At 69.2% G+C, this 13,272-nt stretch carries 14 protein-coding genes and 1 tRNA gene; 5 read left to right on the top strand and 10 right to left on the bottom strand.

Annotated elements, in window-relative coordinates; translation table 11 throughout:
* The first annotated feature begins 46 nt into the window (after positions 1 to 46).
* Positions 47 to 487 (top strand): SRPBCC family protein, encoded by a 441-nt coding sequence (locus tag AB0L64_RS19905; protein WP_363711972.1) that lies wholly within the window; start codon positions 47 to 49, stop codon positions 485 to 487.
* Between the two features lie 174 nt (positions 488 to 661).
* On the opposite strand, the gene AB0L64_RS19910 is transcribed toward AB0L64_RS19905, so the two are convergent.
* The 6 genes from AB0L64_RS19910 to tenA all read right to left on the bottom strand — a co-directional run bounded on the left by AB0L64_RS19910 (position 662) and on the right by tenA (position 4,997).
* The gene (locus tag AB0L64_RS19910) at positions 662 to 1,132 is read right to left on the bottom strand and encodes a hypothetical protein (RefSeq protein ID WP_363711974.1); all 471 of its coding nucleotides are present in this window, start codon (positions 1,130 to 1,132) and stop codon (positions 662 to 664) included.
* On the bottom strand, positions 1,129 to 1,356 hold the full coding sequence (locus AB0L64_RS19915) for a creatininase family protein (protein WP_363712372.1): 228 nt from the start codon (positions 1,354 to 1,356) through the stop codon (positions 1,129 to 1,131). Before AB0L64_RS19915 ends, AB0L64_RS19910 begins: the two co-directional genes overlap by 4 nt.
* 370 nt (positions 1,357 to 1,726) lie before the next feature.
* Positions 1,727 to 2,221, bottom strand: a complete 495-nt coding sequence (locus AB0L64_RS19920) for a hypothetical protein (protein ID WP_363711976.1) — start codon at positions 2,219 to 2,221, stop codon at positions 1,727 to 1,729.
* Between the two features lie 436 nt (positions 2,222 to 2,657).
* Positions 2,658 to 2,730 (bottom strand) — tRNA-Lys (locus AB0L64_RS19925).
* Between the two features lie 60 nt (positions 2,731 to 2,790).
* On the bottom strand, positions 2,791 to 4,338 hold the full coding sequence (locus AB0L64_RS19930; RefSeq protein WP_363711978.1) for an NAD(P)/FAD-dependent oxidoreductase: 1,548 nt from the start codon (positions 4,336 to 4,338) through the stop codon (positions 2,791 to 2,793).
* On the bottom strand, positions 4,335 to 4,997 hold the full coding sequence (tenA, locus tag AB0L64_RS19935) for a thiaminase II (RefSeq protein WP_363711980.1): 663 nt from the start codon (positions 4,995 to 4,997) through the stop codon (positions 4,335 to 4,337). The genes AB0L64_RS19930 and tenA overlap by 4 nt, the downstream gene beginning before the upstream one ends.
* Before the next feature lie 92 nt (positions 4,998 to 5,089).
* On the opposite strand from tenA, the gene AB0L64_RS19940 reads away from it, so the two are divergent.
* Positions 5,090 to 6,814 carry an aminotransferase class V-fold PLP-dependent enzyme gene (locus AB0L64_RS19940; RefSeq protein ID WP_363711982.1) on the top strand — a complete coding sequence of 575 codons (1,725 nt, stop codon included), beginning with the start codon at positions 5,090 to 5,092 and terminating at the stop codon, positions 6,812 to 6,814.
* Here the strand turns inward: AB0L64_RS19940 and AB0L64_RS19945 are convergent, their stop codons facing one another.
* Positions 6,815 to 7,903, bottom strand: coding sequence for an ankyrin repeat domain-containing protein (locus tag AB0L64_RS19945; RefSeq protein WP_363711984.1), 1,089 nt, complete (start codon positions 7,901 to 7,903; stop codon positions 6,815 to 6,817).
* 113 nt (positions 7,904 to 8,016) lie between these two features.
* On the bottom strand, positions 8,017 to 8,982 hold the full coding sequence (locus AB0L64_RS19950) for a gluconolaconase (RefSeq protein WP_363711986.1): 966 nt from the start codon (positions 8,980 to 8,982) through the stop codon (positions 8,017 to 8,019).
* Positions 8,983 to 9,127: 145 nt separating this feature from the next.
* Here AB0L64_RS19950 and AB0L64_RS19955 point away from each other — a divergent pair, with 145 nt between their 5' ends.
* Genes AB0L64_RS19955 through AB0L64_RS19965 form a run of 3 tightly spaced genes read left to right on the top strand, consistent with a single transcriptional unit; the run spans position 9,128 to position 11,947 of the window.
* Positions 9,128 to 10,300 carry a sensor histidine kinase gene (locus AB0L64_RS19955; RefSeq protein ID WP_363711988.1) on the top strand — a complete coding sequence of 391 codons (1,173 nt, stop codon included), beginning with the start codon at positions 9,128 to 9,130 and terminating at the stop codon, positions 10,298 to 10,300.
* Entirely contained in the window at positions 10,297 to 10,941 is a 645-nt protein-coding gene (locus AB0L64_RS19960; RefSeq protein ID WP_363711990.1) for a response regulator transcription factor, read from the top strand. Before AB0L64_RS19955 ends, AB0L64_RS19960 begins: the two co-directional genes overlap by 4 nt.
* Positions 10,942 to 10,954: 13 nt before the next feature.
* On the top strand, positions 10,955 to 11,947 hold the full coding sequence (locus tag AB0L64_RS19965) for a cation diffusion facilitator family transporter (protein ID WP_363711992.1): 993 nt from the start codon (positions 10,955 to 10,957) through the stop codon (positions 11,945 to 11,947).
* Here AB0L64_RS19965 and AB0L64_RS19970 read toward each other — a convergent pair.
* Both AB0L64_RS19970 and AB0L64_RS19975 read right to left on the bottom strand, forming a co-directional pair.
* Positions 11,944 to 12,294, bottom strand: coding sequence for a hotdog domain-containing protein (locus tag AB0L64_RS19970; protein ID WP_363711994.1), 351 nt, complete (start codon positions 12,292 to 12,294; stop codon positions 11,944 to 11,946). The two genes, AB0L64_RS19965 and AB0L64_RS19970, sit on opposite strands and share 4 nt — an antisense overlap.
* A 189-nt stretch (positions 12,295 to 12,483) precedes the next feature.
* Positions 12,484 to 13,260 carry a hypothetical protein gene (locus tag AB0L64_RS19975; protein ID WP_363711996.1) on the bottom strand — a complete coding sequence of 259 codons (777 nt, stop codon included), beginning with the start codon at positions 13,258 to 13,260 and terminating at the stop codon, positions 12,484 to 12,486.
* Positions 13,261 to 13,272: the final 12 nt, after the last annotated feature.

The raw sequence follows: 13,272 nt of genomic DNA on the forward strand, positions 1-13,272 counted from the left end.
CCGTTGGTTTCAGGAGACGAGCGGGCGCTGTGCACCAGGAGGATCGATGGCCGTCGATGTCGTGACCGAGATCGTCATCAACCGGCCGGTCGGTGTCGTGGCCGAATACGTCGGGGACCCGTCGAACGCATCGGAGTGGTACGCCAACATCGAGTCGGTCGAGTGGCAGACCGAGCCGCCGGTCGCTGTCGGGTCGCGGATGGATTTTGTCGCGCATTTCCTGGGGCGGCGTCTCGCCTATACCTACGAGGTCATCGAGCTGGTTCCGCAGCAGCGTTTGGTGATGCGGACGGCGCAAGGACCGTTCCCGATGGAGACCAGCTACCAGTGGTCGGCTGTCACCGACAGGTCCACACACATGTCACTGCGCAATCGAGGCGAACCGTCGGGATTCGCCGGCGTCGCGGCGCCGTTGATGTCCGCCGCGATGCGTCGCGCCAACCAGAAGGACCTAGCCCGCCTGAAATCGCTACTCGAAGCGCGCTGACGGTCGGGACATTCATTCAAGCCGCTGCGCCTGCTCCGTCGAACGCTGACAATCGTCGAACACCAATGAGTGGGGTTGAGCAACAAATCCCCAAGTCAGAGGCGATATCGGAGCCCTCCGCTGTGGACGGTGTCAGCACCGCCGATGTTGTGGACAGCTTCGAGGCCATCGGCTTCACGGCAGACCTGGGTCATCGAAAGCGTCTTGCAGGGCTTGGGCGGCTGCGGTGGTTTTGCGGAGGGGGTGGGAGCGGATGCAGACGAGTTTGTCGGATTCGGCTGGCTGGACGGCGTCGTGGACTTGGGCGCGCAGGCCGTGGAGATGGTCGAGGTCGATCCGTAGGTGCCGACGAGGTTTGGACGAGTTGGTGGTCGCCTCTGGTTCGGGGCCAGTCGAGGTTGTCGGCGACTTCGCGCGATCGAGCTGGTCTAACATCAGCGTCCAGTAGTCGCAGCCGTAGCCGGCCAGTCCGGGCTCGGCGGCGTGAAGCTGCTCGGGTGCGAGGCGCAGAGCGGGCTGGTTGCCGCCGTGGCCGTTGAGGATCAGGAAGCGGGGGGACGCCAGCGCTCCGTGCCAAGGTGGTGAACTGGCGCGTGATCGAGTCGGCGACGGAGACGGTGCCGGGCATGACGAGGTGGTGATCACTGGCGCCGACGCTCACCGTGGGCAGCAAGAGAGCCTTCCCGGGCGGCGCGGTCTCGGTGCCGTGGGCAACCAGTTTCGGCGATCAGGGAGTCGGTACCGAGTGGCAGGTGCCGGCTGTGCTGCTCGACGGCACCGATCGGGAGCAGCGCGACCCGTGAGACCCGGTCGTGGAAATCGCACTGCGCGGACGTCTCACGGTGCCGCCCGCAGGTCCAGCTCGACAGGCATGCCCAGCAGCAGGTCGACGCCGACGGCGGTGCGGGCGGTCAGCGGTGCCGTTCGTATTCCTGGCTGAAGGCGTCCCGCTCGGCCAGGTCCAGAAGGTACGCGTTGACGCGGAAGAGCACAGGTTCATGCTTTCGGCGGCCAGCAACCGGCGCCGGTTGTCCAGCGTTGCACGGGTCTGCTCCTCGATCGTGGTACCGACGAGCTGCCCGTTCTGATCGAGCGGTCTCTGCCCGCTGAGGACGACGACGTCGCTGGGCTCGTTCTGTGAAGCGGAGGACCTTCGTTCAGGAGACGTTCCTGAAGGCCTGGCAGGCGCGGGACAGGTTCGGCTGGATCGTCCACTCCCACCTCGGCGCCTCAGCGCGCTCAGCTGTTGGTCGTCAGGTGGTGTTGGGTGTGGAGTTTGGTGAGCCAGGCGGCGAAGGCGCTGAGGTCTTCGACGTTGGTTTGAGGGATGTGGAGTTTGGTGCCGCGGGTGGAGGTGATGGTCAGGTAGGGGGCGGCGAGGCCGCTGGTGGGTGTGACGAGGGTGGTGCCCTCGAACTCGGACCACGGGATCTGCCGCCACCAAGCGAAGCGGACGCCGCGGGCGTTGACGGTGACTCGCGGGTGGCCGAGGAGAAACAGGACGGCGAGCGCGATGCAGGCGGCGAGGAGTACGGCGAGGAGCCCCACGCGGATCGTGAACCAGGTGCCGCGGGTGTCGAGGTCCCGGACGACCGAGACGATCGGGATGCCGGCCAGCGTCAGCACGACAACCAGCCCGCCGAAGGCCAGCGCCCGCCGGACCGCGAAGATCACTCGGCCGGACCGGTGCAACTCCGCGTCCCAGGCGCCGATGTCCTGATTTCCCATCACCATGTGTCGATCCCCTCCGGGCGCAACTCTACTGGCCCGTCTCCGGCTGCCCGCGAGTTCCGAGAGCTGACGCGGAGGCGGCGGTCGAAGGCGCGGTGTCACGGGGTCGTACCGTTGGTGCGGAGCAAGTCGCGCAAAACTCGGATCACAACGACCATGCCGTCGCCGCGTGCTCGATGAGCGAGCTGGCTGCGGCTCAGTGTGCGCGACGTGGCTCGGTATGCGACGGGCCTGCCCCTGTCGTCAGTTCTCTCGACGCTGGCCGAGATTCCGGCAACGATGTGATGTGACACACAGTCACGATCAATTCGAAGGTCAAGAGCCGACCCGAACACGAAGGCGGGTGCTCGCTGGGTAGGGATCCTCTGGCAAAGGGGCACGTAAAAGGCCCGCGCCGGACATGAGGAAGCCCAGGGCACCTAGGTGACCTGGGCTTTTGTGCGCCGCCAGGGACTCGAACCCCGAACCCGCTGATTAAGAGTCAGCTGCTCTGCCAATTGAGCTAGCGGCGCTTGGTGTTGCCTTCGAACGAAGAGGATCGTAGCAGGGGGATCGGGGAGATGCGAAATCGGTTAGCGGGTGAGGATGGTCATGGCTGCGTTGTGGCCGCCGAGGCCGGAGACTGCGCCGCCTCGGCGGGCGCCGGAGCCGCAGATGAGGAGGTTCGGGACGTCGGTTTCGGTGCCCCAGCGGCCGGCGTCGGCGGGGTCGGTGGCCCAGGGCCATTGGAGGTCGCCGTGGAAGATGTGGCCGCCGGGCATGCCGACCGATTCCTCGATGTCGTACGGCGTCTTGGCCTCGACGCACAGGTTGCCGTCGGCGTCCCGGGCAATGCAGTCCTCGAGGGGTTCCGCGAGGTACGACTGGAGTCCGGCGAGCACCCGGCGTACGGACTCGGCCCGGGCCGAATCGTTGTCGGAGGCAAACAACCGGGCGGGGAAGTGCACGCCGAACACGGTGAGGGTGTGGTGGCCGGAGGCAATCAGGTCGGGGGAGAGGATCGACGGGTCGGTCAGCGAGTGGCAGTACACCTCCGACGGAGGTACGGCGGGCAGCTCGCCCGCCGCGGCGGAGCGGTACGCGACCTCGAGCTGGCTGTAGTCCTCGTCGATGTGGAACGTGCCGGCGAAGGCCTGTGCCGGGTCGTCACCCGACTTGAGCGCGGGGAGGTGGTTCAGCAGCAGGTTGACCTTCAGCTGCGACCCCTCCGGCTTCTCGACACCGGTCTGACCGCGCAGCGTGGCCAGTGTCGACGGGGCGACGTTCGAGAGCACCCAGGAGCAGTCGACGGATCGCTCACCGTCACCGCCGAGCCAGGTGACCGATCCGCGGGTCCCGTCGACTTGGACCGAGGTGACTGCCGCGTCGGTGACCAGGGAGGCGCCGGCGCGTCGTGCTGCTGCCGCGAGGGCGTCGGTGACCGCTCCCATACCGCCCACCGGCACCCGCCACTCGCCGGTGCCGTTGCCGATCAGGTGGTACAGGAAGCACCGGTTCTGGATCAGTGACTCGTCGTGCAGCCCGGCGAACGTGCCGATGATGGCGTCGGTCGCGACCACCCCGCGGACGGTGTCGTCGGTGAAGCGCCGTTCGATGGTCTCGCCGAGCGGCCGCTCGACCAGCTCGTCCCACAACGCGCCGTCGACGCGGGAGCGGAGGTCAGCCGCCGTCCTGAGCGGCTCCAGCAGCGTGGGAGCGACAGCAGCGGCCACTGAGCCGACCGCGCCGTAGAACGCCGCCCACGCGTCGTACTCCGCGTCACTGCCGGTCAGTGCAGCGAACGACGCACGGGTGGCCACCCCCTCGCGACGCTCGACCATGAGACCGACGTCGCGCCCGTCACGGCGTACCGGGGTGTACGACGCGACTGTCCTGGACCGGAGCTCGAGACCGAGGCCCAGGTCGGCCACGATCTTGTCGGGCAGCAGGCTGACCAGGTACGAGTAGCGCGACAGCCGGGCGTCCACGCCTGGGAACACGCGCTGACTGACCGCGGCGCCGCCGGTGTGCGCCTGCTGCTCGAGGACGAGGGTAGAGAGCCCGGACTGGGCCAGATACGCGGCCGCGACGAGCCCGTTGTGCCCGCCGCCGACAATCACGACGTCGTAGAAGTCCTTCATCCCACCGGCCAATCGAGTTTGTTGTACGCGGCGTCCCAGAACATCCATTCATAGCGGCACGTCATGGCGAAGTGCTGATGACAGCGTTCCCGCTCAGCTGCTCCGACGTCCAGTCCGTCCGTGACGGCGAGTACTGACTCGACAACAGCGTCGAACTCCTCCGAGCCGTACGTCTCGATCCATTTCCGGTACGCCGGGTCGGGGGACGACCGCTTGAGCAGCTCACGCCCCACGTCGCGGTAGATCCAGTAGCAGGGCAGGACAGCGGCCACTGCCTCGGCGTACGTCCCGGTGGCGCACACGGCGGTCAGATAGGACATGTACGCCGTGGTGGTGGGACCCGAGCCGGCTGCGTCGACGTCCGCCGCCGTCAGCCCCAGGGACGCCAGCAGCGACGTGTGGAGCTCACGCTCGACAGCTATCGCGTTGGCGGCGTGCAGCGCGAACATGCTGACCGCGTCCTCGTCCAGGGCGCGTCCGGCGATCAGGCTGAGCGCTCGCGAGTACGCCCGGAGGTAGTGGCTGTCCTGGATGATGAAGTACCGGAACGCGTCGTGGTCGAGGGTCCCGTCGGTCAGGCCGGTGATGAACGGGTGCCGGACGATCTCGTCGTACACGGAGGCGGCCCCGCGGTTCCACAGCTCGCTGGAAAACGTCATCCCCACTCCTCGCCGTCGACTGCACCGACCTTATCCACGAGGCGCGCAGCGATCACCGAGACGCAGGTCACGTCCGCGCCATACTCTGAGACATGGGTATCCAGGGGGAGCAGGCGGAGATGCCGCCGGAGTCGCCGTTGCTGCGACGGATCCGGGCGTCGGTGATCGGTGACGACCAGGTGATGCCGGGGCCGTACGGTCCGCGGCGCGTCACCTACGCCGACTACACCGCCTCCGGGCGAGCGCTGACGTTCCTGGAGGATTTCATCCGCGAGGAGGTCCTCCCGCGGTACGCGAACACGCACACCGAGTCGAGCGGGACCGGGCTGCAGACGACCCGGCTGCGCGAGGACGCCCGGCGCATCATCCACACCAGCGTCGGCGGTGACGACGAGACCGCGCTGATCTTCTGCGGCTCGGGCGCGACCGGGGCGATCGACAAGCTGATCGGGATCATGGGCCTGCGGATCCCCGCCGAGCTCGACGACCGGTATCACCTGACCGACCGGATCCCGCGCGACGAGCGCCCGGTCGTCTTCATCGGCCCCTACGAGCACCATTCGAACGAGCTGCCCTGGCGCGAGTCGATCGCCGACGTGGTGGTGATCTCCCAGGACGCGGACGGCCACATCGACATCGACCAGCTCGAGTCGAGACTGCGGGAGTACGCCGACCGGCCGCTGAAGATCGGTTCGTTCTCGGCGGCGAGCAACGTGACCGGCATCGTCAGCAACACGCAGCGGCTGTCGGCGCTGCTGCATCGCTACGGCGCGCTCTCGTTCTGGGACTGCGCCGCGGCGGCGCCGTACGTCGAGATCGACATGTACGGCGGGCGCGACCAGGACCCGTTGTCGTACAAGGACGCGATCTTTCTCAGCCCGCACAAACTGATCGGCGGCCCGGGCACACCCGGCGTGCTGGTCGCGCGCCGCGAGCTGCTCCGCAACCGGGTGCCCGATGTGCCGGGCGGCGGCACGGTCGCCTACGTGAATCCGCTCGAGCACCGGTATCTGGACGACCCGGTGCACCGCGAGGAGGGCGGTACGCCGGCGATCATCGGCTCGATCCGCGCCGGGCTGGCCTTCCAGCTGAAGCAGGCGGTCGGGATCGATGTGATCCGCGCCCACGAGGATGCCTACCTGCGGCGCGCGGTCGCGGCCTGGACGGCCGAGCCGAACCTGCAGATCCTCGGCAACCTGGACGCCGAGCGGCTGTCGATCGTGTCGTTCGTGGTCAAGGCGCCCTCGGGGCGGTACCTGCACCACAACTTCGTGGTCGCGCTGCTGAACGACCTGTTCGGCATCCAGTCGCGGGGCGGCTGCTCGTGCGCCGGGCCGTACGGGCATGCGCTGCTCGGGATCGATCTGGACAGGTCCCACGAGTTCGAGCACGAAATCATGCACGGCTGTGAGGGGATCAAGCCCGGCTGGGTGCGGGTCAACTTCAACTACTTCATCTCCGAGGCGGTGTTCGCGTACGTCGTCGAGGCCGTCAAACTCGTCGCCCGGGACGGCTGGCGGCTGCTCGGCGACTACCGCTTCGACCCGGCCAACGGCCTGTGGCGGCACCATCGCGGCCCGGTCGAGCCGCCGATGCGGCTCTCCCAGGTCGGCTACGACGCCGACGGCAAGCTCCGGTACCCGCGCCACGACCACACGGCGCCGGAGTCCGCCCTCGACGACTACCTCGCCGAGGCCCGCGACCTGCTGTCCACCTGTCAGCAGGACCGCACCGACTCCGAGGGCAGTGTCAACACCGATTTCGATCACCTCCGCTGGTTCGAGCTCCCATCCCGCTGTCTGACCCGCGACCGCTAGCTAGCGGGCTCCTGCGGCGCGGAGGGTCTTGGCGATCTCGTCATACCCGCGGGACTCGGCGTGCCGGAGCGGGCTGACGCCGTCGGCATCGGCCAGGTTGGGATCCGCGCCCGCGCCGACGAGGATCTTCACGATCTCCTGCCATTGCTGCGTGCCCTTGCCGAGGATGATCGCCTCCAGCAGGGCGGTCCAGCCGAGATTGTTCACGTGGTTGACGTTGATCTTGGTCTGGACGACCCGCCGGACGTAGTCGACGTGGCCGCGTTCGCCGGCCGGGATGACCGAGATGCCGCCGAACCGATTCCGCAGGGTCAGATCCGGGTTCGCGGGCAGCAGGGTCTCCAGCATCGCGACACTCCCGGTGACGCCGGTGACGAGCCAGGCGGAGTCCTGCCGGTCGTCCTGCGCGTCGGGATCCGCGCCGAGCGCAACGAGCAGCCTCGCCACGTCGACCCGGTCGTTGAGCGAGGCGAGCAACAGCGCCGTACGGCGGTGGTCATCGCGGGACTCGATCGGAGCGCCGGCAGCCAGCGCTGCGGCGACCTTGTTGGCGTCACCCGACGCCGCAGCGTCCAGCAGCGCGTCAGCCTTCGCCTGGGTGTCGAGGACGGCGCTGACGGCTGTCTGGCCGCGGTCCTTGGCGGCCTGGACCGGTGTGGCGCCGTCGTTGACGGCACGCTTGGCGCGATCGGCTCCACCCGCGATCAGCAGCCGGACAGTGTCGACGTACTGCGGGGTGCCCTTGCCGAGCAGCACCGCCTCGTGCAAGGCGGTCCAGCCGAGGTTGTTGACGTGATCGACCGCTACGCCGGCCTTGATCAACCGGCCGACCACGGCGGCATGACCACGCTCGGCGGCCCGGATGAGCGCCGTGCCGTGGTAGCTGTCGAGGCTGCGGACGTCGGCACCGTGGGCCAGCGTCAGGTCGAGCAGCTCCAGGTAGCCCTCGCTGGCGGCGATCAGGAACGCGCTCTGGACGGTGTCGTCGACCGCGTTGACGTCCGCGCCCGCGGCGATCAGGCGCTTGGCCTCGGCCACGTCGTTCTTCCAGGCGGCGGCGATCAGCTGACTGTCGACGGTGGACGGCACGGTTGCGCTCCTGGAGGGCGAGGGGGAGGTCGTAGGCGCACTGTGGGTCTCAGTGGAACACGCTGTGGTCGCCGCCGTCAGCAGGACGGCGGCCACAGCAATCGGGCGGCGGTTCATCGGCGCGGATCGAGCGTGATGACCTGGTACGGCGGGACCGCGGTCGCCTCGTCGAACTTGCTGTCGACGACCAGCAGCCGCCCCTGGGCGAGCTTCGCGGTGGTCAGCACCCGGTCCGGGTCGGTCGGCGTCGCGGACACCAGCCGCGCGGTGCGTCCGTCGGCCGACAGCTGCAGGGTGCTGAGCACCTTCGAGAAGTTGCGCACGACCCAGAGGCTGTTGCCCTGCTGGACGAGACCGTCGGCGTTCACCAGGTCGACGCCCGCGGTGTCGACCGCCGTGGCCCGCGCGGTCCGCAGGTCGAACCGCCACAGCTTGCCGACGTTGCCCTGGGCCACGACCAGCGCCTTGCGGTCCGGCGACAGCACGATCCCGCCGAGGTTGAAGCCGGTCGCCGTGTCGATCGTCCCGGTCGCGTCGGCCCAGGTCGTGACGGTCCACCGGCCGTGCTGCTCGGCGACCCGGAAGATCTGTGGAGCGTTCGAGTTCGTGAAGTACGCCGCGCCGTCCGGACCGATCACCAGATCGTTCAGGAACGCGTTCGGCACGCCGGTCCGCAGCGCGGCCAGCAGCTGCCCGTCGCGGTCATACACCCACAGGTCCGGCGCGCCTGGATGGTCGATCCCGTTCGGCCCGCCGGCGACATACACCCGGCCCTGGGAGTCGACGTTGACGCCGCGGGCCGTCCAGCGGCCATCGGTGCCGTCGCCCTGGAGCCACTCGGTCGCCGCTCCGGAGCGCAGCTGCCCGCGGTGGATCTCACCGCCGGTGGTCTCGGACACGTAGTAGTTCTTCGTGCGCGCGTCGAACCCGATGCCCTCGAACTTGGAGCCGCCGGGGTCACCGGGGAGCTCGTAGGTGCTCGGCCGGGTGTGTGCCGGCGAGGCGAAGGCCGCCGAGGCTCCGGCGCCGAGCAGGGTGGCGGACAAGGCGAGGGTGGCGGACAGCGAACGGACAGACATCTGAACCTCTCAGGACGGTCGGTGGATTCGAGCTGCCTCCAGCCTCCGTCGGCCGGACGGGTCCGCACGACGGGTGTTCGGCCACCGATGGATAGCCGAACGGATGATTCGGATCCGGGGCCGCGCGGCCTACGATCGGCAGAACATGTCCACTGCGCACACTCCGTCGATCCTGAGTCACGCGACGCGGCTGGTGACTGCACTACACGCGGCGCTGGTCGTCCTCGTGCTGGCGTCCGCGATCCGCTACCTGACCGGTCACGGCCTGGGCGACCGCGCGCCGTGGGTGCTGCTCGGCGCAGCGGTGTTGCTGGCGACATACGGCGCCTACCGGCTGCTCCCCAGCCGGGTCTGGCTGGCGCTGCTGGTCGTGGAGTGGTGCGCCCTGGTCCTGCTGGCTCCGTCGTTCGCCTGGTGCGCCGTGCCACTCTCTTTTGTTGCCCTGCGCATCCTGTCGTTCCGCCCGGCCTGTCTGGTCGTGGCCGGCATGGTGGTGGTCACCGTGGTCCAGTGGACCCGGATGACCGACCGGCTGGACCCGACGATCGTGCTGGGGCCGGTCTGTGTCGCAGTGCTTGCCGTGGGCGCCTACCGGGCGCTGGAGCGGGACGCGCTGGCCAGACAGGCGCTGCTGGACGAGCTGCATGCCGCGCAGGGCGACCTTGCCGACGCACAGCACCAGGCAGGAGCCATGGCAGAGCGAGCCAGGCTGTCGCGGGAGATCCACGACAGCGTGGCGCAGGGTCTGTCGAGCATCAACCTCTTGCTGCAAGCCGCCGAGCGCGAGTGGGACGCCCGGCCCGCTGCAGCTCGCGAGCACGCGGCCCAGGCGGCCGCGACCGCCCGCGACGGACTGGACGAGGTCAGGAGAGTGGTCCGCGACCTCGCACCGGCCGAGCTGGCCGTGGGCCTGCCGGAAGCACTGCGCAAGACCTGCGAACGGCTGGCGGCCCACAGCGCCCTCGATGTCCGGGTGCAGGTGCACGGTGAGCCGGTGACTCTCGACTCGGAGGTGGAAACCGCACTGTTGCGCACCGCTCGCGGCGCACTGGCCAATGTGCTCGAACACGCGCAGGCTGAAACGGCCTTCGTGACTCTCACGTACCACCCCGACGCTGTGGTCCTCGACGTTGTGGATAACGGCCGGGGCCTTCCGCGATCTCATGTCACCATCGATTCCGACCGCGGCCACGGCCTGGCCGGAATCCGGGAACGACTGAGACAACTGGGAGGAACGCTGGTGCTGGAGAGTGAACCGGGGGACGGTACGGCGCTGGCCGCGTCGATCCCGCTGCGGGCGACGGCGGAGCATTCATGACGAGCGACGCCGCGGCCCCGGCGATCCGCGTTGCTTTGGTCGACGACCATCCCGTCGTGCGCGCCGGCGTCCGCGCGCTCGTCGAGGCCCAGGACGATCTGATCGTCGTCGGCGAGGCGTCCGACGCGCACAGCGCGGAGCAACTCGTCGCGGGCCTGCATCCGGACGTCGTGCTGATGGACCTCAATCTCGGCCCCGGCCTCGGCGGTGCCGAGGTGACCGCGCGGCTGCGGGCACTGCCCGAGCCGCCGTACGTGCTGATTCTGACGACCTATGACACCGAAGCCGACATCATGAGTGCGATCGACGCCGGCGCCTCCGGATACCTGCTGAAGGACGCGCCGCCGGAGGATCTGTTCCGCGCGATCCGCGGCACCGCGCGCGGCGAGACCGTGCTCGCACCGGCCGTGGCGGCCCGGCTCGTCCGACGCTCCGGCCCGATGCTGACCGAGCGCGAGGTGGAGATCCTCGGCCTGCTCGCCACCGGCAAGTCGAACCGGGACCTCGCGAAGAAGCTGTATGTCAGCGAGGCCACGATCAAGTCCCACCTGGCGCACATCTACTCGAAGCTGGACGTCGACACCCGCGCGGCCGCCGTGGCACGCGCGATCGAGCAACGCATCATCCGGCCGGTCAGTTGAGTATGGTCGGACCGTGAGCAGCTCGGACGACGAGGCGACCGGCGGCGAGAGCCTGCTGACCGTCCTGGTCGCGCTCACCGCCAACCTGCTGATCGCGCTCGCCAAGACGGTGGTCGCGGTGATCACCGGATCCGCCTCGATGACGGCGGAGGCCGCGCACTCGTGGGCCGACACCGGCAACGAGGTGTTCCTGCTGATCGGGGAGCGCCGGGCGCGGAAGCCGGCCGACCGGTTGCACCCGCTCGGGTACGGGCGGGTGAGCTACATCTGGTCGATGTTCGCGGCGTTCGGCCTGTTTACGGTCGGTGCAGCGGTCTCGGTGTGGCACGGCATCCAGTCGCTGCAGCACGGCGAGGCGGAAGCCACGTCGTACGGCTGGGCGTATGCCGTGCTCGGGATCTCGTTCGTGCTCGAGGGGATCTCGTTCGCGCAGGCGCTGCGGCAGACCAAGGCGGGCGCGCTGGAGCGGATGCTGCGACCGTGGCGATATGTCCGGCTCACGTCGAACCCGGTGCTCCGCGCGGTGTTCGTCGAGGACCTGTCGGCGCTGATCGGCATCCTGATAGCGGGAGTCGCGATCCTGCTGCACCAACTCACCGGCAACGCGGTCTGGGACGCGATCGGCTCGATCGTGGTCGGCATCCTGCTCGGTACGGTCGCGCTGTTCCTGATCAGCCGGAACATGGATTTCCTGACCGGTGAGGCGGTCACCCCGCTGGCCCGCAACCGGGTGCTCCGCGCGCTGCTCGCGCACGAGGACATCGAGCGGATCAGCTTCCTGCACATGGAGTGGGTCGGCGCCGACCGGATCTTCCTGGTCGCCGCGGTCGACGTCGCCGGCAACGACGTCGAGTCCGAGGTCGCCGCGCGCCTGTACGCGATCGAGGACGCGCTGAACGCCCGCCCGGAGATCCAGCAGGCGATCCTCACGCTGTCCCGGCCCGGCGACCCGACGAGCCTGGAGCCCGGCGAGCTGCCGCGCTGGTACGTGGAGCCGCCGGTCTAAGGCACGTTTGCGAGGAAGCGTTCGCGGTCGACGACGACCCGTTCGAGCTCACCGTCCGCGACGAGCTGGCCGGCGGAGTTGGTGGCGCGCACCTGGAAGCGCAGGTGCCGGCCGTCCACCTCGGGGCCGTCCGCGGCGATGTCCACGGTGTCGCCGACGCGGGTCGGGAGGCGGTGGCGGATACGGACCGACGTACCGACCGAGGTCTGGCCGGGCTCGAGCGTGGTCAGGGCGAGCTGTGCGGTCGTGTACTCGAGCCAGGTGATCAGGCGGGGCGTTGCGAGGACCTCGACATCGCCGCTGCCGACGGCGAGTGCTGTGTCGCCGGCGGTGACCTCGTGGCGCACGGTGGCTCCTCTCAGAGGCGTGCACGCTCCCGACCGTGGAGCCGGTACACGTTGCGGTTTCGGCACTGGCTGCATTGTTGCCGATCGTGAACCCGATCGGTGCGCCAGCCCGGGCGCGATCGTACTCGCCGCGAAGTGAGCCCATCGCGATCGCTCCTGGGGAGCGGTCGCGATGGGCTCGGGGTGGGGCTACTTCGTGGGCTTCGCGCCCTTGGTGCCCTTCCACGCCTTGGTGGGGGAGACCGGGGGGAGCTTCCAGGACTTGCTCTTCGCGAGGGCGGTGAGGGCCTCGGTGGAGAGCAGCGGCTTGGGGCGCGTGTGTTGCTTGCCCTTTTCCGCGGGGCCGTTGTAGCTCGTGAGGCTGATGACGCGGCCGTCGTGGCGGTACAGCAGCACGTAGTTGCTGATGACGCCGTACTGCGACTGGCGGCTGTCGCTGTACACGGGGGACTCCTTGGACACGTACACGACCGAGCCGTCGGGGAGGGTGCTGCAGCCCTGGCGGACCGGGACGCACGGGTTCGCCTCGCCTCCGCCGGACAGGAGTACGTCGACCCGGGAGGCGCCGTGCCCGTCGTCGACGACGTACGCCGCGCCGGCGTAGTCGCCGCCGCCCCAGGTCTCGGGGCTCGAGAGTGTCCGTCCGGGCGCCGTGACGAGCGTCTTCAGCGTCGCGAGCGTCTCTTTCAGGTTGACCGCGGGCGGCTTGGCGGTCGGTGTCGGCTTGGCCGACGGCACCGGGGAGCCGGCGACGGCGACGTTCGTCGGGGAGCCGGCCAGGTGGATCCCGCCGGCGATCAGGCCCGCGGTTGCGAGTACGGCGCCGGCGCCGGACGCGGTAAGCAGCGCCGTACGCCGGCGTCGCAGCCGTAGTCCCTGCGCGACGGTGCGTTCGAGCAGGTCGGGTGTGACCGGCTCGAGGTTCTCGGTGGCGCGGTGCATCAGGTCGGTGAGTTGGGTGTTCATGGTTCTCCTCGC

Source organism: Kribbella sp. NPDC051936 (assembly GCF_040680955.1).
GTDB lineage: Bacteria > Actinomycetota > Actinomycetes > Propionibacteriales > Kribbellaceae > Kribbella.

What these genes read in the sequence shown, in the direction of transcription:
- AB0L64_RS19905 (WP_363711972.1), top strand. Translation starts at nt 47, where the DNA reads ATGGCCGTCGATGTCGTGACCGAGATCGTCATCAACCGGCCGGTCGGT.
- AB0L64_RS19920 (WP_363711976.1), bottom strand. Translation starts at nt 2,221, where the DNA reads ATGGTGATGGGAAATCAGGACATCGGCGCCTGGGACGCGGAGTTGCAC.
- AB0L64_RS19930 (WP_363711978.1), bottom strand. Translation starts at nt 4,338, where the DNA reads ATGAAGGACTTCTACGACGTCGTGATTGTCGGCGGCGGGCACAACGGG.
- tenA (WP_363711980.1), bottom strand. Translation starts at nt 4,997, where the DNA reads ATGACGTTTTCCAGCGAGCTGTGGAACCGCGGGGCCGCCTCCGTGTAC.
- AB0L64_RS19940 (WP_363711982.1), top strand. Translation starts at nt 5,090, where the DNA reads ATGGGTATCCAGGGGGAGCAGGCGGAGATGCCGCCGGAGTCGCCGTTG.
- AB0L64_RS19950 (WP_363711986.1), bottom strand. Translation starts at nt 8,982, where the DNA reads ATGTCTGTCCGTTCGCTGTCCGCCACCCTCGCCTTGTCCGCCACCCTG.
- AB0L64_RS19955 (WP_363711988.1), top strand. Translation starts at nt 9,128, where the DNA reads ATGTCCACTGCGCACACTCCGTCGATCCTGAGTCACGCGACGCGGCTG.
- AB0L64_RS19960 (WP_363711990.1), top strand. Translation starts at nt 10,297, where the DNA reads ATGACGAGCGACGCCGCGGCCCCGGCGATCCGCGTTGCTTTGGTCGAC.
- AB0L64_RS19975 (WP_363711996.1), bottom strand. Translation starts at nt 13,260, where the DNA reads ATGAACACCCAACTCACCGACCTGATGCACCGCGCCACCGAGAACCTC.